This is a genomic window from Leptolyngbya sp. BL0902 (genome assembly GCF_016403105.1).
Taxonomy (GTDB): Bacteria; Cyanobacteriota; Cyanobacteriia; order Phormidesmidales; family Phormidesmidaceae; genus Nodosilinea.
On the sequence record NZ_CP046155.1, the window covers coordinates 1,765,312 to 1,789,946 of the forward strand.

At 60.4% G+C, this 24,635-nt stretch carries 15 protein-coding genes; 6 read left to right on the forward strand and 9 right to left on the reverse strand.

What is annotated here, in order from left to right:
- Positions 1–91 precede the first annotated feature (91 nt).
- The 3 genes from GFS31_RS07925 to GFS31_RS07935 form a co-directional block, all read right to left on the reverse strand.
- Positions 92–544 carry a DUF2214 family protein gene (locus tag GFS31_RS07925; protein WP_198807646.1) on the reverse strand — a complete coding sequence of 151 codons (453 nt, stop codon included), beginning with the start codon at positions 542–544 and terminating at the stop codon, positions 92–94.
- An 85-nt stretch (positions 545–629) separates the two neighbouring features.
- On the reverse strand, positions 630–1,376 hold the full coding sequence (locus tag GFS31_RS07930; protein WP_198807647.1) for a type 1 glutamine amidotransferase: 747 nt from the start codon (positions 1,374–1,376) through the stop codon (positions 630–632).
- Between the two features lie 92 nt (positions 1,377–1,468).
- Positions 1,469–3,817, reverse strand: a complete 2,349-nt coding sequence (locus GFS31_RS07935; RefSeq protein WP_198807648.1) for an ATP-binding protein — start codon at positions 3,815–3,817, stop codon at positions 1,469–1,471.
- Positions 3,818–4,214: 397 nt separating this feature from the next.
- Between GFS31_RS07935 and cobN the strand changes: the two genes are divergently transcribed.
- On the forward strand, positions 4,215–8,264 hold the full coding sequence (cobN, locus tag GFS31_RS07940; RefSeq protein ID WP_198807649.1) for a cobaltochelatase subunit CobN: 4,050 nt from the start codon (positions 4,215–4,217) through the stop codon (positions 8,262–8,264).
- 58 nt (positions 8,265–8,322) lie between these two features.
- On the opposite strand, the gene argF is transcribed toward cobN, so the two are convergent.
- From argF to GFS31_RS07970, 6 genes are all read right to left on the reverse strand, one after another.
- Complete coding sequence (gene argF, locus GFS31_RS07945) at positions 8,323–9,240, reverse strand: ornithine carbamoyltransferase (protein ID WP_198807650.1); 918 nt, start codon at positions 9,238–9,240, stop codon at positions 8,323–8,325.
- A 131-nt stretch (positions 9,241–9,371) separates the two neighbouring features.
- Entirely contained in the window at positions 9,372–10,079 is a 708-nt protein-coding gene (locus GFS31_RS07950; RefSeq protein ID WP_198807651.1) for a TIGR02466 family protein, read from the reverse strand.
- A gap of 63 nt (positions 10,080–10,142) precedes the next feature.
- Complete coding sequence (locus GFS31_RS07955; protein ID WP_198807652.1) at positions 10,143–11,780, reverse strand: 2-isopropylmalate synthase; 1,638 nt, start codon at positions 11,778–11,780, stop codon at positions 10,143–10,145.
- A 299-nt stretch (positions 11,781–12,079) separates the two neighbouring features.
- The gene (locus GFS31_RS07960; protein WP_263974920.1) at positions 12,080–13,597 is read right to left on the reverse strand and encodes a M16 family metallopeptidase; all 1,518 of its coding nucleotides are present in this window, start codon (positions 13,595–13,597) and stop codon (positions 12,080–12,082) included.
- A gap of 204 nt (positions 13,598–13,801) precedes the next feature.
- Complete coding sequence (locus GFS31_RS07965) at positions 13,802–15,457, reverse strand: M16 family metallopeptidase (RefSeq protein WP_263974921.1); 1,656 nt, start codon at positions 15,455–15,457, stop codon at positions 13,802–13,804.
- Between the two features lie 235 nt (positions 15,458–15,692).
- A complete protein-coding gene (locus tag GFS31_RS07970; protein ID WP_225907618.1) occupies positions 15,693–17,264 on the reverse strand; it encodes an ABC transporter permease subunit in 1,572 nt (523 codons plus the stop codon).
- Positions 17,265–17,463: 199 nt separating this feature from the next.
- Between GFS31_RS07970 and GFS31_RS07975 the strand changes: the two genes are divergently transcribed.
- From GFS31_RS07975 to GFS31_RS07995, 5 genes are all read left to right on the forward strand, one after another.
- Positions 17,464–18,228 carry an amino acid ABC transporter ATP-binding protein gene (locus GFS31_RS07975; RefSeq protein ID WP_198807653.1) on the forward strand — a complete coding sequence of 255 codons (765 nt, stop codon included), beginning with the start codon at positions 17,464–17,466 and terminating at the stop codon, positions 18,226–18,228.
- Between the two features lie 154 nt (positions 18,229–18,382).
- Complete coding sequence (locus tag GFS31_RS07980) at positions 18,383–19,561, forward strand: response regulator transcription factor (protein WP_198807654.1); 1,179 nt, start codon at positions 18,383–18,385, stop codon at positions 19,559–19,561.
- Between the two features lie 36 nt (positions 19,562–19,597).
- Positions 19,598–23,665: a PAS domain S-box protein gene (locus tag GFS31_RS07985; RefSeq protein ID WP_198807655.1), complete on the forward strand. Its 4,068-nt coding sequence runs from the start codon at positions 19,598–19,600 to the stop codon at positions 23,663–23,665.
- Positions 23,658–24,038 carry a response regulator gene (locus tag GFS31_RS07990; RefSeq protein ID WP_198807656.1) on the forward strand — a complete coding sequence of 127 codons (381 nt, stop codon included), beginning with the start codon at positions 23,658–23,660 and terminating at the stop codon, positions 24,036–24,038. Before GFS31_RS07985 ends, GFS31_RS07990 begins: the two co-directional genes overlap by 8 nt.
- A gap of 164 nt (positions 24,039–24,202) precedes the next feature.
- Positions 24,203–24,592, forward strand: coding sequence for a response regulator (locus tag GFS31_RS07995; protein ID WP_198807657.1), 390 nt, complete (start codon positions 24,203–24,205; stop codon positions 24,590–24,592).
- The last annotated feature ends 43 nt before the right edge of the window (positions 24,593–24,635 follow it).

Here is a 24,635-nt window from a genome sequence, read left to right on the forward strand (position 1 = left end):
CTGGCTTAATCTGCTGTTGACTGAGGTTTCCGCCACGAAGAAAGCCTCAGTCCGTATAGGGGGGGTATTCGGATAGAGCATTGGGCCACAATCAGGCCAGCAGACCACGGGCCAGCATAGCCGCCAAGAGCGGAATCAGCGCCAAACCCAGCAGTTCTCCCCGCACAATCCAGACAAACCGTTGGCCTTGGGCGGTGGTGAGGGTGGGGGGTTCTGCCTTGCGTAGGCCGCCAATCCAGGTCAGCACGGAAATCGTGGGATAGAGCGACAGGAGCCCCACCCCAATAAACAGCCCCACCTTGGCGTGGAACACAGGGTTGTGGAGGTAGTAGTCGGCCCCTTGGCCAAAGTACATCACGCGCAAAATGCCCGTGACCAGCACAGTGACGGCGGCAAGGCCATAGAGACTATCGGTGATCACCAAGCGCCACGCTTGCTTGAGGGTGATCTCGGCGGAAAAGAGCTGGTGTTCGACCACCAGAGCAGCAAAGGCCACCATAAAACTAAGGTAATGCAGGTAGGCGGTCAGGGCGCTGTTCCACATGGGCTGTCCTCACTCGGAAAGGTATTGGGGGAAAGTAGGTTGGGGAAGGCTCCGTCAGGAACAAAAACCCAAACGGTTAACTACCTTAGCAGAGGATTGGGAGGCTACAGGGCGGTGTGTCTTGGGCAGCGGCCTGCACCTGGGCATACCAGCATTGGGCGAGGGTTTCGGTAAACTGATCGGCTTTGGCCCAGTGTTGATCAAACTGTTGCTGAACCTCCTCCAGGAGGTGGGGGGATTGGGTTTTGACGGTGTTTGACAAAAACGCCCACCAGCCCCGGAAAATATCAGGAGTCGCTTCGGGGTGGAACTGGAGCCCGTAGGTGTGGGAGCCCAGACGAAAGGCTTGGTGCTTGCAGCGGTCGCTGGTCATTAGCCAGTCGGCCCCCGCCGGGAGGTCAAAGGTGTCGAAGTGCCACTCCAGCATCGGCATACCGTCAGGAAAGTTCTGAAGCCAGGGTTCTGGAGCTGCTGTAGCGACTGGAAACAACGGCGTAAAGCCCAACTCAGGCGTGGTATTGGCATAGACCGCTGCCCCAAAGGATCGGGCAATCAACTGGGCTCCTAGGCAGATTCCAAGGACGGGCTTATGCTGGCGGTGGAACTGCCGAATCAGCGTCATGGTTCGCTGGAGGTGGGGAAAATGCTCGTCGTCCCAAGCCTGCATAGGGCCACCCAATACCAGAAGACCGTGGTACTCGCCCTGGGGTGGATGGGATCGCTGGGCGGCGTTCCAGGTGTGGAGCCAAGCTCCCTGCAACTCCAGGTATCGCCCCAGCAACCCCGCTGGAACGGTGTCTATATGCTGTACAACGAGAATGTCGGTGGACACAGACGTTAGCCTCCCAAGGCATGGGTAATAGCTCAGACTGAACAGCAAGCATCAGCCTGGGATAATGCCTAGGACAGCATAGCCCTAAACCTCTAAGGATTTGATAACCCCGGAGCCGGATCACTCATGAGTTGGCGCATGGTGGTGAGCAGTTGCTTGGGGTTGACGGGGTGCACCAGGGTAGCGGCGGCTCCGGCCTGCCGAGCCTGACGATCTTGGTCGGGGGAAAGATCCGCCGTGAGGGCCAAAATTTTGACCCTAGGATGGTGGAGGGACTGCCCCAGGGCGGTAATAATGTCGTAGCTGTTGGCGCTAGCGAGACCTAGGTTGATAATGATGGCGGCGGGCTGAAGCAGCTCTACCTGATCCAGTACCCGCGATCCGTCCACAATCCAAATCACCTGATAGTCGGCGGCGGTGAGCATATCGCAGATAATGCTGGCGTTTTCCTCGTTGTCTTCCACCAGCACAATTCGACCGACCACGGGCTCATCCACCGGGGGGGACGGAATCGGAGAGTCGCCCTGGCGGCGCTGAAGGGGAATACGGACGCTAAACAGCGATCCTGAACCCACCTTAGACACCACTTTGATGGATCCACCATGGAGTTCTACCAGTTGTTTAGTCAGGGCTAAACCCAGCCCTGTGCCCTGGTATTCTCGCTGGCGCACGTTTTCGAGTTGTTGAAACTTCTGAAACAGAAGCGGTTGGGCCGATTCTGGAATGCCAATGCCCGTATCGCTCACCTCAAACACCGCCACGTTTTGCTCTCGCCGCACCCGCAGGGTGACTTTGCCCTCGGCGGGGGTAAACTTCACAGCATTGCTCAGCAGGTTGCTGAGAATTTGCCGCACCCGACGCGGATCCGCCACAAAGCTATCCTGGTCTGGGGCAATCTTGAGATCAAGCACCACATCCAGGTCATTTCTGGCGGCTTCGGCCCGAAAGGCATCGACGCTTTGGCGGCTCAGGGAAGTAAGGGAAAACTCGCGGACTTCTAAAACGGTGCGGCCCGACTCGATTTTAGATACCTCCAAAATGTCATTGATGACGGTGAGTAGGTGTTCGCCGCTGGTGTGGATGGTATTGAGGTAATCCCGCTGGCGTTCGCTCAAGTCCCCCAACGACCAGCGCAGCAGCGTGGCCGACATGCCAATGATGTAGGTAAGGGGCGTTCGTAACTCGTGGCTCATGGTGGCCAAAAAGTCGCTCTTGGCTCGGTTGGCGGCCTGGGCGGCGGCCAGGGCATCCCGCAAATCCTGGGTGCGCTCAATCACGCAGACCTCTAGGTTTTGGGTTTGGCGCTGCAACTGCTGATAGAGCTGGGCCTGGTTGATGGCGATGGACAGGTGCTCGGCGATGTGGCCTAAAAACTCAATTTCCCAGGCTTCCCAGTGGCGTTGGGCATTGCACTGATGGACAATCAGCAATCCCCAAAGCTGCTGCCCCACCAAAATCGGCACCACCACCTTAGACTTCACCCCCACCTGGGCCAAAAAGTTGTGGAGGCAGGGCACCGAGGCGTAGGTTTCGTCAATGTCATCCACCACAACGGTTTGGCCCGCCAGGTAACGCTCCCGACAGGGGGGCGAGTGGCTAAAGCAAAAATTCTCGGTGTAGTGCAGCACCGAGGACAGGGTTTCGCTGGCCTTGGCTTCGTAGGTGATGTAGCCCCCTTGGCGGGCAGGCTTGGCCACGACCTCCGCTAAGGAATGCGGGGCATGGGCGCTCTGGTCAGGGGATAGCGAGGGCAGGGCCTTGGATGCGGCCTGTGGGAGGGAGTCTGAAGGCAGATTCGACCATGAGTCTGAGGGTGAGCCCAAACCTGGATCGGAGCTTGGATCTGAACTTGGTGCCGCCTGGTCATGGGCTGAAGACTCCGAAAATTGGTAGATCAACAGCCGATCTGCCTGGAGAAAATGCCGCACTTCCGACACCGTGGTTTGCAAAATCACCGATAAATCAAGGCTCTCTTGGATTTTTGTCACCACCTGATTCAGCACCAAGCTGCGCTCAAGCTGGCGATCTAGGCGATCTTGGACGGGCTTGCAGGCAGAGGGCACAGCCGTGATACAAAAGTCTAGCCACGCCAGCATGAACTGGGCCTGGGCCGCAGGATCCAACGGGCCAAGGTGTTGCCTCAAATCTGCCAGATGAGCCCGTTGCGCTGGATGATCCGAGGCCGCGACCCCATCGTCTAGGAATGCCTGAATAGCCGACGGATCCATCACTAGGTAAAGCGCGACCCCATCGGGCGGCACGGCCTGGGCTGCTTCAGTCTCCAGCGGCTCCTGAATAGGCTCCGCCAGCAACAGCACCGCCAGCGATGGGCCAAGGAGACCCCAAAATTGATCCGATGGCTGAAGCGCTTGGGGATAGTCTGCTTCGGTAATGAGGGTAAGCTGATAGCGCTGGCTATATTGATCCAGGAACAGCCCCATAGAATCCAGCACTGTTCTGGTAATAATCTGTTGAGCACTATCCGGAAAAAGCCTCGGCATTCGCTTATTTAGGGGCTGAAATCGCCCATTTTAGGTTCGTTTTCGTGAAAGCCAGCCTGTTATGAAGGGAAATCTAAAGGATCAATCGAAGTCAATATCCTATCGGTGACGGGTGCTAAAGTCAGTGAAAAAACTAGATATCTTAATCGTTGATGGCCATGCTCCGCCGATGCCAGAGTGGCGTTAAGGGTGCCTGCCCTCTACGGACATCTGGCGGGAGATGGTAGGACATCGCCCATAAATCGTTATTGTCTATAGTAGCTTTGGCCGTGCCTCCTCTCCGGCATCCGCTAGAGTTCCTTCAGATTTTGGCGTTCCTTCTCTTCAACCCTGTCCTATGCATCGCTTAGCTGCCACCCCCGGAGGGTGGACTCCCGACACCGACGGCGTGATTTTTGTGGAGCAATCCCCCGCCGATTGGGTTTTCCTCACCGCCGCCGATACCGAAATTCAGACCCTCGCCGCTGCCCAAAAGCGTTTACCCCAGGGCTTTCCCTCGCTGCGTGTGGCCAACCTGCTCCAGCTTCAGCAGCAGTTGGCCATCGATACCTACGCCGACACGGTACTCAACCACGCCAAGGTCATCATCCTGCGAATCCTCGGTGGCCGCGCCTACTGGCCCTATGGTCTAGAGGTCGTCCAAGATACCGCCGCCCAAACCGGATCCCACCTGATTGTCCTCCCTGGAGATGATCGGCCCGCCCCGGATTTAATCAGCCATTCCACCGTGCCCCTCACCGTGGCCAATCAACTCTGGCGCTACCTAAATGAAGGCGGCGTGGAGAATATGACCCACGGGCTGTTGTGGCTGGGCGATCAGCTTTTTGGCACCAATTATCGGCCCCCAGAACCCCAGGAAATTCCAAAAGTGGGGTGCTATCCGTTTGGCCTAGCCTCTGCTGCCCTCACCCCTAGCCCCCACTCCCCACTCCCCACTCCCCACTCCCCACTCCCCATCGGACTTCTCTTTTACCGCGCCCACTACCTGGCAGGCAACACCGCCCCCATCGACGCCCTCTGTGCTGCCCTAGTGGAACGAGGTTTGTCGCCCATCCCGGTGTATGTGTCGTCGTTGCAGGATCCCGATGTGCAGGCGGAACTGTTGGCGCTACTGAAGCCCAAGGACAGCCCCGGCATTGAGGTGCTGCTGAATACCACCAGTTTTTCCGTGGCCAAGCTGGATGGCGGTACGCCCAACCTGGATCTCTGGGAACGGCTGGATGTGCCCGTGTTGCAGGTGATCCTCAGCGGCGGCACCCAGGAAGCATGGGCCAACCAAAGCCTGGGCCTTTCCCCTAGGGATATCGCCATGAACGTGGCCCTGCCGGAGGTGGATGGGCGGATTATTACCCGTGCGGTGTCCTTCAAGGCGGCACAGCAGCGCAGCGATGCCCTAGAAACCGATGTCGTCACCTATGAACCCGTGCCCGACCGGGTAGATTTTGTGGCGGATTTGGCGCGGCATTGGGCCACCCTGCGCCGCACTCCCGTGGCCGAACGCCGCATTGCCCTGGTGTTGGCCAACTATCCCAACCGCGATGGTCGCTTAGCCAATGGGGTCGGCCTAGATACACCCCAAAGCGCCATTGAAATCCTCCACGCCCTCCAAGCCGCTGGCTACACCGTAGGCGATATTCCCACCGATGGCGACGACCTGATCCAACGCCTCACCGCTGGCCCCACCAACGACCCCGAAGGCCGAGACTTCCGCCAAATTCGCCAAACCCTGCCCCAAGCTGACTACCTCGCCCACTTCCACCACCTCCCCGCCCCTGTCCAATCCGGCATGGTAGAACGCTGGGGCCAACCCACCCCCCACACCCCCGACTCCAGCCCCAATTCCCAGTCCCCAACCCCCATTCCCCATTCCCCATTCCCCATTCCCGGCCTCCAACTCGGCAACGTCTTCATCGGCATCCAACCCAGCCGGGGCTACGACGTAGATCCCTCCCTCAACTACCACGCCCCCGACCTCGAACCCACCCACGATTACCTCGCCTTTTACCTGTGGCTGCGGAAGAGTTTTGGAGCGCAGGCCATCGTCCATGTGGGCAAGCACGGCAACTTAGAATGGCTCCCCGGCAAGGGTGTCGGCCTTTCCCAAGATTGCTACCCCGAAGCCATGTTTGGCCCCCTGCCCCACCTCTATCCCTTCATCGTCAACGATCCGGGGGAAGGCTCCCAGGCCAAACGCCGCGCCCAGGCGGTGATTCTCGACCACCTGACGCCGCCCCTCACCCGCGCCGAACTCTACGGCCCCCTGCAACAGCTAGAAGGCTTGGTAGACGAATACTACGAAGCCCAAAGCCTCGACCCCACCCGGCTCAAGGTCATCGGCGATAAACTCCTCACCCTCCTCACCGAAACCCACCTCCTTAGCGAAATTTCCCCAAAAATCACCTCAAATTCCCCCCAAAATCACCCTCTCCCCCTCCCCTCGTCCACCAATCTCCCCCTCTCCCCCTCCCAAAATCTCCCCACCCTCCTACCCACCCTCGACACCTACCTCTGCGAACTCAAGGAAGCCCAAATCCGCGACGGCCTCCACATCTTTGGCCGCTGCCCCGACGGTCGCCAACTGCGGGACTTAATCCTCGCCATTGCCCGCCACCCCGGCCCCGGTCGCCAGGGGCTTACCCGCGCCATCGCGGAAACCTGGAACCTCGACCTCGACCCCCTCACCGCCGACCTGGGGGCACCCTTCGATCCCGCCTGCCAATCAGGGAGTCATCCCTCATTACACACCTGCCGCATCGTTGGCGATGTTGTTGAAGCATTAGAAGAAGAAGCCGCTCGGTTCGTGGAAGCCTTGCTACACGGAGAGTCCCCTGATCCGAGCCGCCCTCACCCTAGCCCTCTCCCAGAGGGAGAGGGAACCGGAGGTATACCTGACACTCAGCTAGAAATAGATCAGTCACTATCTGAGAACCTAACCCACTCCCCCTCTAGCCCCCCTCTCCCGGGGGGAGAGGGGCTGGGGGTGAGGGCCAACCTCCCTACCGAAGAGAACTCACCCCTTACCCCTGAACTCCACTGGATCCAAACCACCCTCCTCCCCGCCCTAATCCGCACCCGCGACGAAATCACCTACTTACTTAAGGGTCTGGACGGTCGCTATGTGCCCAGCGGCCCCGCCGGAGCGCCCACCCGCAACCGCCCGGATGTGCTGCCCACCGGGCGAAATTTCTTTTCCGTAGACATTCGCGCCATCCCCACCGAAAGCGCCTGGGATGTGGGCCGACGGGCGGCGGAAACCCTGATTGTGCAATACACCCAGGACAACGGCGACTATCCCCAAACCCTGGGCCTGTCGGTGTGGGGCACCTCCACCATGCGGACGGGGGGTGATGATTTGGCTGAAGCCCTGGCCCTGATGGGGGTGCGTCCGGTGTGGGATGGGCCTTCGCGGCGGGTGGTGGATTTTGAGATTTTGCCCCTGTCGGCCCTGGGTCGGCCTAGGGTGGATGCCACCCTGCGGATTTCCGGCTTCTTTCGGGATGCCTTCCCCAATTTGATTGACCTGTTTGATCAAGCGGTGGCGGCGGTAGCGGGGTTGGACGAACCCGCTGACCAGAATCCGTTGGCGGCACGGGTCAAGCAGGAATCGGCCCAGTGGGAACAGCAGGGACTCACCCCAGAGCAGGCGGCGACCCGTTCCCGCTATCGGGTGTTTGGCTCCAAACCCGGTGCCTATGGGGCGGGGTTGCAGGGGTTGATTGAATCCCAAAACTGGACGACCGACGAAGACCTCGCCCGCGCCTACCTGAACTGGAGCGGCTATGCCTACGGGCGCAAGGCGGAGGGCCACGCCGCACCGGAAGCCTTTGAGCAACGGCTGCAACAGTTGCAAATCGTCCTCCACAACCAAGACAATCGAGAGCACGACCTGCTGGATTCCGACGATTACTACCAGTTCCAGGGGGGCATGACGGTGGCGGCGCGGACGCTTCAGGGTCAGCAGCCCACGGTTTACTTTGGCGACAATGCCATCACCGCCCAGCCCAAGGTGCGGACGCTGGAGGCGGAAATTGCCAAGGTCTACCGTTCCCGCGTGGTCAACCCCAAGTGGATTGAAGGGGTAATGCGCCACGGCTACAAAGGAGCCTTTGAAATGGCCGCTACGGTGGATTACCTGTTCGCCTACGACGCCACCGCCCGCTGTGTGGCCGATCATATGTATGAGGGCGTTGCTAACGCCTACGTGCTGGATCCCCAGGTGCAAGCCTTTGTGCAGCAGTCGAACCCCTGGGCGCTGCGGGACATGGCGGAACGGCTGTTGGAAGCCCACCAGCGAGGAATGTGGGCCTCGGCGAATCCCACGATGCTGGACGACCTGCGCCAGATTGCGAACGAGGCGGAGGGCATCCTAGAGGCTCGACAAACGTAGCCCCTTGGGGACAGGCTTGGCGGCTGCCCCCTCCATCCAGGGAGAAGCGTCCTGGGAACTAGCCGAGGACGCTGGCAAGAAGGGCCTTCTGGGCGTGCATCCGGTTTTCCGCCTGATCCCACACCCGCGAGGCGGTGCCTTCGATCACCTCGTGGGTGATTTCTTCGCCCCGGTGGGCGGGCAGGCAGTGGAGCACGATGGCGTCGGGGCTGGCTTGGCTGAGGAGGGCGTCGTTGACCTGGTAGGGCTGGAAGATGGGCAAGCGTTGATCCGCCAAATCTTCCTGACCCATGCTGGCCCACACGTCGGTATAGAGCACCTGCGCCCCCCGCACCGCTGCCTCTGGATCTTGGGTAATCATCACCTGGGCATCGTGGGTTGCAAGGGCTTGGGCCTGGGCCACAATGGCCGGATCGGGGGTGTAGCCTTCGGGGGAGGCGATGTGGACGTTCATGCCGACCATGGCGCAGCCCAGCAGCAGAGAGTGGGCCACGTTGTTGCCGTCGCCCAAGTAGGTGAGGGTCAGCCCCTTGAGGTCGCCAAATTCCTCTTGAATGGTGAGCAGGTCGGCCAGAATTTGGCAGGGATGCTCTAGGTCGGTGAGGGCGTTGATGACGGGAATGCTGGCGTAGTCGGCAAATTCCTGGATTTCGGCCTGGTCAAAGGTGCGAATGGCCACCACATCCAGATAGCGATCTAACACGCGGGCGGTGTCGCTGGTGGGTTCGCCGCGCCCTACCTGGGTGACGCCAGCATGGAGATCCAACACCTGCCCCCCCAGTTGGTACATGGCCACGGAAAAACTCACGCGGGTGCGGGTCGAGGCTTTGCGAAACAGCAGCCCCAGCACCTTGTTGGGAAACAACGGATTGCTCCGGCCCGCCTTCAGGTCGGCGGCAAATTCCAGGAGTCCGGCAAGTTCGTCGGCACTGAGGTCGCTAAGGCTGAGAAGATCGCGTCCGCGTAACGATGGCATGGGGCGTATCACTGCTCTAAGACATGAAAATACGACATTAGCAGATCCAGGGGAGGCGGTTCCCCCGAATTTGTATTCTAGACCGTGAATTGTTAGGAAATCCTGGGGAAGCTTCCCGACTGGAATGCCGCCTAGCTCTCCCCAAACCGTTTCCACTGGCTGGGGGGCGGGGTCAAAAATTCGTAGGAACCCGCCGATTGGCCGGGGGCGGCGGTGAGCACGATATCAAAGGACAGGGAAATCCGTAGCCCTTCGGTGTGGTTTAGGGTGACGCCGTGGCGCTGTTTGGAGGGAAACACGATCAAACGCCCCTCCGTCGGCAGGTAAAGGGCCTGGTCTTGGTTGAGGTAGTTCCACTGGGCGATGATGTCGGTGTTTTCGCTGCCCAGGCCGGGGCTCACTTCGTTTTGGCGAACATCATCAAAAAAGGCCAAACAACCCGCCTCATCGCTGCCCGATTCTGGCACCGCTACGTAGTACACGGCGCTAATGTGGGCGGTGTTGTGGCAGTGGGAACCCACCTCCTGCTGATGGCGCGACACCACGGGCCAAGCCCGCTGGATGTACAAATCCACCTGATCCAAATCCAGCCCTAGGGCCTCTAGGTATTGCCGGGTGTGGGTTTCCACCTGGGCCACAACCCAGGCAAAGCGCGGATCGAGGTGGATTTGCGCCACCCCGTGCAGATCGCCCGTCCAGGCCATCTCCGGGAAGTTGCGCGGCTCATAGCCCGCCTTTTCTAGGGCTAGGACGGCCTCGATCAAGGCTTGCCGATGCTGGGACGCATCAGGCAGATCCTCGTAGTAAATCGCCAGGGGAAACCAGGTGTCTACGGGCATGGGAAACGGTAGCGGCAGTGCTCCACTAGGGGACGGATGGCCTTGGCCAGGGAACGACGGGCGCTAGGCGACGGTGACGGGGGCAGCATCTCGCTGGGGATGGAGTGCCTGCCCTTCTTGCAGGGCCGAATAGAGCCGATTGAGGGCGTGCAGGTAGGCGTGGGCCGAGGCTACGACGATGTCGGTGTTGGCGGCATGGCCAGAGAACACCCGCTCCCCGTGGCGAATGCGGATGGTGACTTCGCCCAGGGCATCAATGCCCGCCGTGACGGACTGCACCGAGAATTCGATCAACTGATTCTCGATATTCACCACCCGGTTAATCGCCTTGTAGACCGCATCCACGGGGCCAGTGCCAATGGCAGCATCCATCAGTTCTTGGCCGTCGGGGGTGCGGATGGTGACGGTGGCGGTGGGTTTGGCGCTGTCGCCGCAAGACACCTGCACCAGGCCGAGGTGGAAATGTTCGGGAGCCTGCTGGGTTTCGTCGTTGACGATGGACTGAAGATCCCAGTCAGTGATCTCTTTTTTCTTATCGGCCAGTTCCTTGAACCGCAAAAAGGCCCGGTTGATAGACTGATCATCCAGCTCATAGCCCAGTTCTTGCAGGCGGGTGCGGAAGGCGTTGCGGCCCGAATGCTTGCCCAGCACGATCTGGTTGTCCGTCAGACCGATGGAGGTGGCGTCCATGATCTCGTAGGTGAGCTTGTTCTTCAGCACACCATCCTGGTGAATGCCAGATTCGTGGGCGAAGGCGTTGGCCCCCACAATCGCCTTGTTGGGCTGCACAAACATCCCAGTCAGGTTCGACACTAGGCGCGAGGTTTTGTAGATCTGGCGGGTGTCGATGTTGGTGAGGGGTTCTTCCGAATCCGCCGGACGACCGAGGAAGGGATTGTAATAGGAACGGCGCACATGCATGGCCATCACCAACTCTTCCAGGGCGGCGTTTCCGGCCCGTTCGCCAATGCCGTTGATGGTGCATTCCAACTGCCGCGCCCCGTTTTTGACGGCCTCCAGGAAGTTGGCCACCGCCAAGCCCAGGTCGTTGTGACCATGGACGGAAATCACCGCCTGGTCGATGTTGGGCACGTTTTCTTTGATGCCGCGAATCAGGTTGCCAAACTCGGTGGGGGTGAGGTAGCCCACGGTGTCGGGGATATTGACCGTAGTCGCCCCAGCAGCAATCACCGCCTCCAGCATTTGGTAGAGAAATTCGGGGTCAGAGCGTCCGGCATCTTCGGGGGAAAATTCCACATCGTCGGTGAAGGTTTTGGCGTAGGCCACCATCTCCGGCGCAATGGCCAGCACCTCGTCCCGGCTCTTCCGCAGCTTGTACTGCATGTGAATGTCTGAAGTGGCGATGAAGGTGTGAATCCGGCCCTTGGCGGCGGGCTTGACGGCTTCTCCGGCTCGCTCAATGTCGGCCTTCGTCGCACGGGCAAGGCCGCAGATCACCGGGCCATCGGCGGTACCCACTTCGCGGGCAATCTTTTGGACGGCCTCAAAGTCTCCAGGGCTGGCAAAGGGGAACCCGGCTTCAATGATGTCTACCCCCAGCCGCGCCAGTTGCCGCGCAATGATCAGCTTCTCCTCCACGTTTAGCGTCGCCCCAGGGGACTGTTCGCCATCCCGCAGGGTGGTATCAAAGATCAAAATGCGGTCGTGCGAGGGGCGGTCGGGGCTAGACGAGTGGCTCATGGTAACTCCCACAAGGTAGAGGTAGAGAAACCGTAACAGCTACGGCAACAGGCAAAACGTCGATACAGCTAGGTGATATAAAACGACAACTACGCAAGTTCGTCGCTGTTGTCACCCTAGCTTAGGGTCTCTAAACAAATGTATCGATTCTAACTATTCTAATCCCAGAAAGTCGGATTCGCTACGACTTAGCCTCCCAAAATCTAATCATTCGCTGACCATGGCCGGGGCGACGATCCGCACATCCGGCCACAGATTTGGGAGCGCCCTCTGGGGAAGCGCCCTATCGGCCATCGGGCTTAGCTCTGTGATGGGGCGGGAATGGTGATGTCGATGGCGGTGACTTGGCCATTGGGGGCCAGGGTGGCGAGGGCGGGGGTGATGCCGGATTGATTCCCCACCACCAGGATCACCAACTGGTCGGGATCCAAACGAGCCTGGGCCGCCGTCAGGACATCCTGGGCGGTGGTGGTTCTCACCTGGGACTGGAACTGGAAGATAAAGTCAGCGGGATAGCCGTAGTATTCATCGCGGATCAGACGGTTGAGGGCTTGGCTGGGGGTTTGGAAGTTAAACACAAAGCTGTTCAGCACCGCATCCTGGGCCTGGGCCAACTCAGCGGCGGTGATGGGCTCTTGGCGGATGCGATTAATTTCGGCCTTGACGGACTGCACAAAGGGCACCGTGGTTTCGGTGCGGGTTTCGCCACCGCCCACGAACAAGCCGGGGTAGTCTAGCCGGGGTGCCCAGAAGGCATAGACCGAGTAGGCGAGGCCCTGACGGGAGCGGACTTCGTTGAACAACCGCCCCGAAAACCCATTCAGCACCTCATTCATCACCGACAGGGCGGCGTGGTCGGGATAGTTGAGCTGGCCGCCCAAGTGGCCAATCTGCACCGAGCTTTGGGTCATCTGGGGTTGATCCACCACAAAGACTCCGGCCTCGGCCTGGGATACCTCCGGCAAGGGCGTTACGGTGAGGGCCGTTCCGGTGCCGCGCCAGGAGCCAAAGCGCTGCTCAATCAGTTGCTTCATGGTGGCGCTGTCAAAGTCTCCCACAATGCCGAGGATGGTGCGCTCTGGCCGCACGGACGCTTGGTAGAAATCCAGAATATCCTGCCGACCAATGGCCGCTAGGGTGGCATATTCCACGGTGCGGGCGTAGGGGCTGTCGGGGCCGTAGACGCGCTTACGAAACTCGCGGGAAGTGATGCTGTCGGGGCTGTCGTTGCGGCGGGCAATGCTGCCGCTGGCTTGGCGCTTGAGGAAGTCAATTTTGTCCTGGGCAAAGGCGGGCCGCTGGATCACATCGGCAAACAGGGTCAGGATGTCTGGGGTGTCTTCCGCTAGGGCGCTAAAGCTGGCACTCCCCGCCGCAAGGTCAAAGCCCGTTTCGATGGAGGCTGCCCGATCCTCTAGGGCTTCGTTCAGGGCGTCGGCGCTGAGGTTGATGGTGCCCCCCAGCCGCATGGCCTCCCCGGTGATGCTGGCCAAGCCCACCTGGGTTGCTGGCTCAAACCGAGACCCGGTGCGGAAGGTGGCCGATCCGCTCACCAGGGGCAGCTCGTGGTCTTCCATCAGGTACACCACCAGGCCATTGGGCAACTGGTAGCGCTCGTAGGCAGGCACCTGCACCTCCGGCAACGCTGGGAAGGAAAGTTCATCAAAGTGTCGAGGGGTGAGGGCATTGGCGGGGGCGGGCCACCCCAGCAACAGGCCCAACCCCGTTCCCAGCAGGGCCAGCAGCAGCATCGTCATCCAGCGGCGGGGAAGGCGGCGCGGACGGGGGACAGGGGCAGTCGGTCGGTTATGAGTCATGGCTTAGGTCAAGATGGCGGGGTAATCAAGGGTAGGCAGAGGCTCTAGGGGCGTCCGCAGCGGGCTGGGGGATGGTCATGAGCCTCCCTGGGTGGTCAACGGGAAGCCGAAGATCAGGCCCCCTGTGGGCAGGGGAAAACGGAATTTAAGGATCTTTGGGCAACAGGTCGCCTCAAAGCCCCTGGCCCAGGGCAGGGGACTCGCCTACTGAGTGGGGGCGGTCAGCAGCCTGACGGCGGTGCGCTGCTGGGCCTGGAAGAGGCTCTGGGCCACCCGCTGCACATCCGCCGTGGTCACTTGCTCAATGGCGTCGAGGTCGCGGAAGATGTTGCGCCAGTCTCCGGTTTTGGCCTGGTACTCCGCCAGCAGGGAAGCGAGGCCACTATTGGAGTTGAGGCTCCGCAGCAGTCCGGCGCGAGACTGGGTTTTGACTCGATCTAGCTCAGCCTGGGAGACGGGTTCCCGTTGCAGGCGTTCTAGCTCGGCGTGGAGCAAAATGGCGATGTCGTCGGGGCTGTGGCCGGGGGCAGTGAGGCCATAGACGCCAAACAGGTTGTCGTACTTGTTGCCGGGGAAGCCATTGAGGGTGCCAACATCCAGCGCCACCGGATTATCCACCACCAAGGCCCGGTAGAGGCGGCTGGTGCGGCCACTGGTGAGCAGACCGTCAATCATGTCGTAGATCACATGGTCGGGATGGCGGAGGCTGGGGCGAGGGTAGCCCTCGATGTACCAAGGCTCTGAGGGCAGTTCTAGGGTGAGGTTGCGCGGCGCAGTTTGGGGCGGCTCATTCACCAGGGGCTGGGGCGGCGTGGGACGGGCGGGATAGCGGCCAAAGTAGACCTCGGCAAGGCGTTTCACCTCGGCAGCGTTGACATCGCCCACAACGACCGCCGTCAGGTTGCCGGGGCCATAGTAGGTGTCGTAGAAATCCTGGATATCCTGGCGGGTGGCGGCATAGAGGTCGGCCTCATAGCCAATGATGGGCCGTCGATAGGGGTGCTGCTCAAAGGCATTTTCCAGAAAATTCTCGACTAGGGTGCCGACGGGGGAGTTGTCTACCCGCATCTGCCGCTCCTCTAGGATGACGTCTTTTTCCTCAAAAAATTCCCGGAATACGGGATCCAAGAATCGCTCCGATTCTAGGGAAAACCACAGTTCCAGCTTGTTGGCAGGCAGGCTGTAGAAATAGCGGGTGGCATCGGCCCCGGTGGTGGCGTTCAGCCCCACGCCCCCGGCCTGCTCGATAATTTGGCCGTACTGGTTTTGCACCACATAGCTAGAGGCCTGTTGGCGAAGGGCTTCTAGCTCGGCCTTCAATTCCGCAGATCGGTTGGCATTCCCCGCTGCTTCGGCCTGGAGCTTTTCAGCAAACACCCGATCCATCGCCGCTAGCACCTGGACTTCTGAGGCATGGTCAAGGGTGCCGATGCGGCTGGTGCCCTTAAAGGCGAGGTGCTCCAGATAGTGGGCCACTCCGGTTTTGCCGTCCTCCTCATCCACCGCGCCCACATCGGCGTGGATCATAAACGACACCACCGGAGCCTGGGGCCGCTCTAGCACAATGAAGGTCATGCCATTGGCCAGGGTGAACTGGGTAACGGCTTCGGTAAAGCGATCAAGGTAGGGCTGAATGGAGGTCTGCCCAGGCCGGAGCCCCTCCGCCCAAGCCGGAGCCATGCCGCCCAGCCCTAGCATCACCGCCAGAACTAAGGCCAGCCCCCGTCCCCCTAGCATTCCCAGCCAGCGGCATCCCGGCCAGAGGCGGGTAGTGAGGAGTTGCAGGAGGGCTTGCCCCCATAGCATCGGGCGGACGGTTGGATGACGGAAGGAACGAGGACGCAGGAGCGGTGCAGACATAGGCTGAGTTAGAAAAATCCCAGCCTCCAGGATAGTAGAGCAACGCGGTTGTTGACCATTGGAGGCGACGGTTCGCCAAGGCTCCATGGGGCTGGTCGATTCCGTACCAACGGGCGATCAAACCATGCCCCAGCCGCGCCGTCCGCCTTGGGTTAAGGCGGTTGATCAAGGCCGGGACACCGAATCCAACGGGGCACAAATCAGCCGGAACCCCGAATCAAACGGGAGAATATCCCTAGGGGCTGGCCTGGGTAGGGGTCAACGGCTGAGGCTGAGGCTGGATGGGCCGATTGAGCGGATTCATCACCACCTCTAGGCGCTTGAACAGCAGAGAAGCCAGGGAGGTCATCACCAGGTAGACTAGGGCCACGGCCAGGTAGATCTCGAAGGCGCGGTAGGTGGTGGCCACCGTGAGTTGCCCTTGGCGGAACAGTTCCTCAAAGCCGATCACCGCCGCCAAGCTGGTGTCTTTAATCAGGGTGATGAACTCGTTGCCGAGGGGGGGCAAAATCCGCCGAAACGCCTGGGGAAAGATAATGTAGCGCATGGTTTCGATGGGGTTGAGGGCGAGGGATTCTCCGGCTTCCCACTGGCCCCGGTCGATGGATTGGATGCCGCCGCGCAGAATTTCCGCCAGGTAAGCGGCCACATTCAGGCTGAGGGCCAGAATGGCGGCAAAGAAACGGCCAAAGCTGAACTCTAGGCCCAAACTTTGGAACAGGGCGGGCAGGCCAAAGTAGATCATGAACAACTGAACCAGCATCGGCGTGCCCCGGAAAAAGTCCACATAGACCCGGCCGATCAACCGCAGGAAGGGAAAGGGGGAAATCAGGGCAAAGGCCAGTAGGGTGCCGCCGATCAGGCCAAAAATGAAGGAGAACACCGTCAGCAAAATCGTTACCCAGGCTCCGCGCAGCAGGTTACGCCACAGTTGGGGCCAGTTGAGGCCGCTGGCGGTGCCGCTGCTGAGGGCGGGGGCTACCACGGGCAGTTCGGGCGCGTCGGCGGTGAACCACTGGCGATAGATTTGGTTGTAGGTGCCGTTTTGGATCAGGTCGCCCAGGGCCGTGTTCATCAGGGCTAGGTCTTCGGAACCCTTGGGCAGGGCGATGCCGTAGTATTCCTCGGTCAGCAGTTCACCGACGATTTTGATGCCCTGGAGGTTGGCTTCGTTGATGGCAAACAGGGTGACGGGCAGATCATTCACCACCGCATCCACCCGGCCATTCAGTAGCTCTTGCAGGGCCAGGGGGGCGCTGTCGAAGGTGCTGATGGCGGCTCCATCGACCAGTTTGGCCTGTTCGGCTCCGGTGGTGCCAATTTGCACGGCAATGCGCTTGTTGGCCAAGCTCTCGAAGGAGTCGATCTCGGTATCGCTCTCTCGTACCGCAATGGCCAAGCCCGCCTTGAAGTAGGGTCTGGAAAAGTCGATGGTTTGAGCCCGTTCGGCGGTGATGGTCATGCCGCTGATGGCCCCGTTGATGGTGCGGGCTTGCAGGGCCGGAATTAGGCCATCAAAGGGGAGGGCGATGAATTCCACCTCGCGCCCCGCCGCCTCACCGATGGCGTTCATCAGGTCAATGTCAAAGCCGATCAGGTTGCCCGTGGCTTCATCCTTCATTTCAAAGGGCGGGAAGGCGGGCTCGGTGCCAATTTTCCAAACTGGGGGTGAGCTTTGGGCGGCTCCCTGGGAAACCCTAGGCCCATACCCCAACCCCAGCACCAGCAACACCCCCAACCCCAGGGCCAAGATGCGCCTAACCCAGTGACGACGCAGCGCCAAACGAGACAGAACAGAATCCACCACAGCGTTACTCCCTCCCAAACGGTATAGACCTAGGCCAGATGGGATGACCCCACTAGACCGCTAATGAACCATATAGAGGGGTGGAATGGCGAAAATGTTGACTTCGCTACAGATTTCTCCTCAAAATCCGTGGATTTCTTTAAGAATTCTCAAGCTTATATCCGCTGCCCGATAATAGCCCTAGCGTTTTGGCCCGCCTATGACCGCCCTTTCCTCCCCCAGTTCCGTCATCACCTGCGAAAATCTGCACAAAAGCTTTGGCCCCATCGAAGTGCTGAAAGGCATCTCCACCGCCTTTGAGAAGGGGGATGTGGTCTCCATCATCGGCCCTTCGGGCTGTGGCAAAAGCACCTTTCTGCGCTGCCTCAATCGGCTGGAATCCATCAACCAGGGGCGACTGGAGGTGATGGGGCAAGATATGTCCTCCCCCAAGCTGTCTTGGCAGGCGCTGTACCATCTCCGCAGCCAGGTGAGTATGGTGTTTCAGCATTTCAACCTGTTCCCCCACCTGACGGTGCTGGACAACCTGATGCTGGCCCCCCAAAAGGCGCTCAAGGTCTCCAAGGCCGAAGCCCAGGATTTAGCCCTCCACTACCTGACCAAGGTGGGCCTAGGGGAACGCGCCCACGCCTACCCTGAACAGCTTTCTGGGGGCCAAAAGCAGCGGGTGGCCATCGCCCGCAGCCTGTGCATGAAGCCGGAGGCGATTTTGTTTGATGAGCCCACCAGCGCCCTCGACCCCGAACTGGTGGGGGAGGTGCTGGGCGTGATGCGGCAACTGGCGGAGGAGGGCATGACTATGGTGGTTGTCACCCACGAAATGCAGTTTGCCCGCGAGGTCTCGAACCGGGTGCTGTTTTTCAATGCCGGACTGATTGAAGAGGAAGGCGTGCCTAGCGAGGTCTTCGCCAACCCCAGCAGTGATCGCCTCAAGGCCTTCCTGCGCCGCCTGAGCCAACACTGATTTCCCTCGATCTTCCAGGGCCTTGCAACCCTCACCTCAGCCCCCCCAGACCAAATCCTAAGAATGATCTCAGGCTCGTCTAGGACGGGTCAAAGACTAGCGTATCTTGGTAGGCAGCAAGGCTGATGATGCGCTGACCTAGGTGGCTGTACCGATGAAAATTTTGCTGATGGAGGACGATGCCCCCACCCGTGAGCACCTAACCGCCATTTTGTCGGGTCATCGCTATGCGGTGGACAGCGTTGAGGACGGCACCACGGGGCTGGAGATGGCGATGCAGTGGCCCTACGACCTGCTGATCGTAGATTGGCAATTGCCCTCCCTCAGCGGCCTGGAGGTCTGCCAGCGACTGCGCCAGAGGGGAAGCCAGACGCCCATTCTCATGTTGACCGTGCGGGATGCCAACGCCGACATTGTGGCAGGGCTGGATGCCGGAGCCGATGACTACCTGGCCAAGTCCTCCGAGCCATCCCAGTTGTTGGCTCGGGTGCGGGCCTTGCTCCGACGCAATGCCACGGTGGCCGATCCGGTGCTGCGCTGGGGGGATCTCACCCTCGATCCGGCCCAGGCCCAAGTCACCTACCAAGGCCAGCCCATTTCCTGCCGTCCTAAGGAATACGAGCTGCTGGAACTGTTTTTACGCAATCCCCAGCGCCTCCTCACCCGCAGCCTGATTATCGATCACCTCTGGCCCATGGCCGATGCCCCCACCGAAGGATCGATTACCAACCTGGTGAAGGATGTGCGCCAGCGGTTGAGGCGGGCGGGCCTGCGCGACCATCCCATCGAAACCGTCTACGGCCTAGGCTATCGGCTCCGGGCTCCAGCGGTCATCGAGGCCCCACCCTTTACGCCAGCGGCTGCCCCCAGCCAAGAGGCCCCGCCCGTGGTCAAGCCGGATGTTGAGCTGGACATTAAGCCGGACGTCAAACCAAGCGCCACCACGGATAGGGAAGCCGGGGATGATCTGGCCCTAGGGCCAAGCCTGGAGACCGCCCTACCTCCACGCTTAGCCACCGCCCTAGAAGGAGCCACCCAGCGCTTTCACATTGCCCTAGACCAGCGCCTTGCCCTGCTCGAACAAACCGCCGCTGCCGCCGCCACCCACACCCTCACCGCCGAGAAGCGCCAGCACGCCTTTGCCGAAGCCCACCGCCTAGCTGGGGGATTAGGAATGTTTGGCTATGGCCAAGCGGCCCAGGCCGCCGAAGCCCTGGAGTTACTCCTGTGCCCCGCCGCCGCCCAGCTTGCCTCTCCCCAGCTTGCCGCCCAAATGCAGCACCACCTCACGGCCCTCAAACAAGCCCTCACCCACCCCCCTGACGGATCCTGAACTTGTCTCCACCCGCCTCGCAACTCCTGACTTCCCATGCCCGCCCCCTTCCCCCGCCCCCTTCGCCCCTTGGCCAGTATTCCGCTGCTCTGGGTGATAACCATTCCCCTCGCTGTGTCGGCCCTGAGTTCCTTGGCGGGGGCGATCTATGTGTCCTATCGCCATAGCCAGGGGGTGGTCGTGGAACTGGGGCAGCAATTGCTCGGCAAGACCAACCAGGTGATTCATCAAGAACTGGAGGACTATCTGGAAATACCGCTGCTCATGAACCACCTGAATGCAGACGCGGTGGATCGCTACGGCTTGGATATAGCGGATTCAGCCACCTTAGAAGCCTTGCTGTTTAGCCGATTGCAGCAGTTTGAGGAGGTCGCGGGGGTTTGGTTTGCAAGCCCAGAGGGACGGCTGCGGGTGGTGGAGCGTGACCCAGACCCACGCCTGGTGGTGGCAGAGCCCACTCAGCCCAACCGTGTGGCCGTGTATGAGCTAGGGCCGACGGGGGCGCGAGGCTCCTTGGTGGAGGTGTCGGAAGATTTTGACCTGCGCCGGGATCGACCCTGGTATGGGGGCGCAGTGGCGCGGGGGCGGCTGGGCTGGAATCCGCTGTTTCCGCCAGGGGCATCGGACGACCTCACCCTCGACCACCTCACCCTGAATGCCTCCCAGCCCATCTATGCCCCGGACGGCACCCTGCGAGGGGTGTTTGCCGTGCATCTACGGCTGGATACGTTGAGTGCGATGCTGCAAACCTTAGATATCGGCCAGGTGGGCTATGTCCTCATCACCGATGCCAATGGGGCGATTGTGGCCACCTCCAGCGCCGAACCGCCCCATCGCCTGGAGGGGGGCAACGGCACCGCCCAGCCGTCTCGCCGTCTCGCCCTGGCCACCAGTCGGGATCCGTTCCTTCGGGCGCTGAATTCCCTATTGCAGGAGCAGCACCTCTTGCAACGGGCCAGGGACACCGAGGCCGCGATGGCACAGTTTCGGCACCACCAAACGACGCACTACGTGAGCGTATCCCGGTTTCACGATGCCTACGGCCTGGATTGGCGGATCATCACCGTGGCCCCAGATCGCTATTTTCTGGGACATCTGCCCCGCCACCAGCAGCAAGCGCTGTTGCTGTGGCTGTTGGGGGTGATCAGCGCCCTAGGGCTGGGCCTGGTGGTGGCCCGGTTGTTCCTGTATCGGCTGAGGCACTATTACCGGGCGAGCCAAACTTTGGCGGCGGGCGACCTCAGCCAGCGTCTACTCACAGACAGCCCCATCCGAGAGCTAAACGGCATGGCCAGCGCCTTTAACCACATGGCTGACCAGTTGCAACAGTCCTTCCAGGGCATCCAGACCGCCCTCCAGGAGTCGGAGGCTAAGTTCACCACGATTTTTCGCGCTAGCCCGGTGCCCATGGCCATTGCCACCCTCAAGGAGCGGCGCATGGTGGCGGCCAATCACAGTTTCTTGACCCTGCTCAAGCAGCCGACGGAGGCGGTGGTGGGCCATCGCTGGGAGGACTTGGGGGCCAACCCCGACGGGGGTGAACCCTGGTGGCAGACCCTTGATATCCCGCCGCCAGTCCGCGATCTAGAGGTGCAGATCGCAACTGGGGCGGGGGTGCGTACGGTGCTGCTGTCGGCAACGGTGCAGGCGCTATCGGGGGAGGACTGTATGATCCTCACCTTCCACGACATTACCCAGCGGCGACAGGCGGAGGCCCATCTGCGCCAAACGGAGCAATGGCTGCGCCAGTACAGCCAGATTTCCCCCACCATGATCTACACCTACGTCGAAACGGCTACGGGGGGCCATGGCTTTGAATACCTCAGTGCTGCCCTAGAGGACATTGGCGGCATCAGCGTGGAGGAGGGGCTGCGGGATGCGAACGCGGTGCGGGGGCTGATCCATCCAGCGGATCGAGACGCCTACCTCCAGGCCGAAGCGGAGAGCGAAGCTACCCTCACAGCCTTTTCCCACCAGTGCCGCATTGTCACCCCTGCTGGCCAGATGAAGTGGGTGCATGTGCAGTCGCAGCCAGAGCGTCGCCGAGATGGATCGACGGCTTGGCATGGGGTGGTGGTGGATATCAGCGCTGAAAAGCACATGGAGGAAGCCCGATTGCAGAGCGAGGCCCAGCGACGTGCCATTCTCAATGCGCTGCCCGACCTGATTGTGCGTACCCGCCGAGACGGCACCTACCTGGAGATTAAGCCCGCCGCTACCTTCCCCACCGAGTTACCCTATTTTGTTGTGGGCAATAACCTGCGCCAGGTCTTGCCGCCCGATTTGCTGGTGCCCTACCTACAAACCATGGAGCGAGCCTTTGCCACGGGCGAAACCCAGTGCTATGAGTACGCCATTGAGGTGCAGGGAGAGACCCTCTGGCAGGAGGTGCGGATGGTGCCCATGGGCCTAGAGGAGATGCTGTTTGTGGTACGAAACCTCACCGATCTGCACCGCATGGCCATGGCGCTCCAGGAGAGTGAAACCCGATTTCGCCAGCTAGCGGAAACCGTAAAGGAGGGCTTCTTTGTCTACGAAATGGCAAGTCGTCGCTACTCCTACGTCAACCCGGCCTATGGGGCTGTGCTAGGGTTGGCTCCCCAGCCCGATCCACCCATCAACAAGCGCTGGGAACGCCTCCTAACCCATAGCCCCGCCGATCAGCCAGCCCGGAGCTTCATGCTCAGCCAGGAGCAATGGCTGAGCCACATTCACCCGGAGGATCGGCCCCGCATTGAAGCGGCCCTACAACGGGAACGCCAGGGGGAACTCTTCGACCAGGAATATCGCTACATCACCCCCGCTGAAGATCTGCGCTGGCTGCGATCCAAGGCATTTCCCCTCAAAGATGAGACGGGACAACTCATCCGCATTGTGGGTACTGTGGAAGACATCACCGAGCGACGACTGGCCGAAGATGCCCTGCGCCAGAGCGAAGCCCGTTTCCGCCGAGCCTTTGACCACGCCCCCTACGGTATTTCCCTGGTGTCGCCCACGGGCCAGTTTGTGATGGCAAATCCCAAATACTGTGCCCTGCTGGGCTATAGCGAAGCCGAACTACGCCAACTCCGGTTTCCAGACATTACCCACCCCGATGACCGCGAAGCCGACTGGCAGGCATTTCAACGCATGATGGCTGGGGATGCTTCGGCCAGTCAGATCGAAAAGCGGTACCTTACCCAGGAGGGGGAGGTCATCCCCGTAATTATCAACACTGCCCCCGTCTACGATGTCAATGGGCACCTACTCTACTCCGTGGGCCATGTGCAAGATATTCGCGAGCGCCAAGCCATCGACCGCATGAAGGACGAGTTTATTTCCGTGGTCAGCCACGAACTCCGCACGCCCATCACCTCCATTCAGGGTGCCCTAGCCCTGCTGGGAGCCGGGATCTATGCCAACCGCCCCGACAAGGCCAAGGCTATGCTGGAGATTGCTATTAACAACAGTGATCGCCTCGTTCACCTCGTTGATGATATTCTCAGCTTCGAGCGCCTAGAGTCGGGCCGGGTGCAGCTTGAGCCCGAACTCTGCCAGGTGGAAGACCTCTTTGCCCAGGCCGTCGATAGCGTCAAGGCCCTGGCGGATCAGGCCCACATCACCCTAGAGACCCAGCCCCGCTGCGCCCCCCTAGAAGCCGCCCCCGACGCCATTGTGCAGACCCTTACCAACCTGCTCAGCAACGCCATCAAGTTTTCCCCTCCGGGCAGCACCGTCTGGCTCCGAGCCACCCTTACCGACGCCATCGATCCCAGCCCTGCCTCCTCAACCCGTCTTTCCCCCAACTCCCGCCTTCCCCCTCCCGCCTTCCCCCTTCCGCCTTCCCCCACCCCACCCTCCTACCTGCTCATCACCGTCCAAGACCAAGGACGCGGCATCCCCGCCAACAAACTCGACCACATCTTCGAGCAGTTTCAGCAGGTGGATGCCTCGGATTCTCGTCAGCGGGGAGGAACGGGGCTGGGCCTTGCTATCTGCAAACGCATTGTCGAGCAACATCAGGGCCGCATTTGGGTAGAGAGCCAATTAGGCCAGGGCAGCACCTTCTACGTTGCTCTTCCCCTCCAGACCCCCAACGCCTCCCAGGAGGTCTTCCATGCCTAAACGCCTGCTGATTGTGGACGACGAAGACGATATCCGCACCATCGTCACCGCCGCCCTCGAGGAACTCGCGGGTTGGCACATCATCGAAGCCGACACGGTGCAGACGGGTTTAGACCTCGCGGTCAGGGCCCAGCCCGATGCCATTTTGCTCGACATCTCCATGCCCGACAGGGACGGCTTCAACCTCTTTGCCCAGCTTCAGGATCAGCCTGCTACCCAGGCTATTCCCGTGATTGTGTTCACCTCCAAGGTGCTGGCCCAGGATCGATCCCGATTCGCCACCCTCGCCATCGCCGGGGTTATCACCAAGCCCTTTGATCCTCTACGTTTGGGCAACCAAATTGCCAGCCTCCTCGCCTGGGAAATCCCCTAGGGTACCGCCACGACAACCGCTGCCCTACGGCCCTCAAATCCTATAAATTTCCTATAGTCTTGCGGTAGGCTTAGGGTCGGGTTCTAGGGTTGCCCATTGATGGCTGTCACAGTCCTTGCCCCAGCCTTGCTCTGATCTTTGGTTCCCAGTTTGAGGGACATTCCATGCCTAGCCCAAGGCTGCTGTTGATTGAGCATGAAGCCAGTCTTCGAGAGGTTCTGGGTGCTTGCCTAGGGGAACTAGGAGACTGGGACGTGACCACCTCTCGGTTTATTCAGGAGGGGATTTTACTGTGCAAAAAACATCGCCCTGACGTAATTTTGGTGGATGCCTCAACTCCAGAAGCCGACGCTCTCCTACTGATGGAGCAGCTTAAGCGCGACTCTCTTAACCAGGCCATTCCCATTGTTTTGATCAGCGCTAAAGCAGACTGGTTTACAGCCCCTGAACTACACCAGATGGGCTTTTTAGGCGCTATTTCTAAGCCTTTTAATCCATCAACACTGTCTGCTAAAATTCACCACATGATGGCTTATTCAGCTTCAACCTCCTAGGGATAGCAGCTACATCTAAAGATAAGCTTAACCTTTTCCTGGC

Excerpts from the sequence above, each read along its gene's own strand:
- GFS31_RS07925 (WP_198807646.1), bottom strand. The coding sequence starts at position 544 with ATGTGGAACAGCGCCCTGACCGCCTACCTGCATTACCTTAGTTTTATG.
- GFS31_RS07935 (WP_198807648.1), bottom strand. The coding sequence starts at position 3,817 with ATGGGGCTGTTCCTGGATCAATATAGCCAGCGCTATCAGCTTACCCTC.
- cobN (WP_198807649.1), top strand. The coding sequence starts at position 4,215 with ATGCATCGCTTAGCTGCCACCCCCGGAGGGTGGACTCCCGACACCGAC.
- argF (WP_198807650.1), bottom strand. The coding sequence starts at position 9,240 with ATGCCATCGTTACGCGGACGCGATCTTCTCAGCCTTAGCGACCTCAGT.
- GFS31_RS07950 (WP_198807651.1), bottom strand. The coding sequence starts at position 10,079 with ATGCCCGTAGACACCTGGTTTCCCCTGGCGATTTACTACGAGGATCTG.
- GFS31_RS07955 (WP_198807652.1), bottom strand. The coding sequence starts at position 11,780 with ATGAGCCACTCGTCTAGCCCCGACCGCCCCTCGCACGACCGCATTTTG.
- GFS31_RS07960 (WP_263974920.1), bottom strand. The coding sequence starts at position 13,597 with ATGACTCATAACCGACCGACTGCCCCTGTCCCCCGTCCGCGCCGCCTT.
- GFS31_RS07965 (WP_263974921.1), bottom strand. The coding sequence starts at position 15,457 with ATGTCTGCACCGCTCCTGCGTCCTCGTTCCTTCCGTCATCCAACCGTC.
- GFS31_RS07975 (WP_198807653.1), top strand. The coding sequence starts at position 17,464 with ATGACCGCCCTTTCCTCCCCCAGTTCCGTCATCACCTGCGAAAATCTG.
- GFS31_RS07980 (WP_198807654.1), top strand. The coding sequence starts at position 18,383 with ATGAAAATTTTGCTGATGGAGGACGATGCCCCCACCCGTGAGCACCTA.
- GFS31_RS07985 (WP_198807655.1), top strand. The coding sequence starts at position 19,598 with ATGCCCGCCCCCTTCCCCCGCCCCCTTCGCCCCTTGGCCAGTATTCCG.
- GFS31_RS07990 (WP_198807656.1), top strand. The coding sequence starts at position 23,658 with ATGCCTAAACGCCTGCTGATTGTGGACGACGAAGACGATATCCGCACC.
- GFS31_RS07995 (WP_198807657.1), top strand. The coding sequence starts at position 24,203 with ATGCCTAGCCCAAGGCTGCTGTTGATTGAGCATGAAGCCAGTCTTCGA.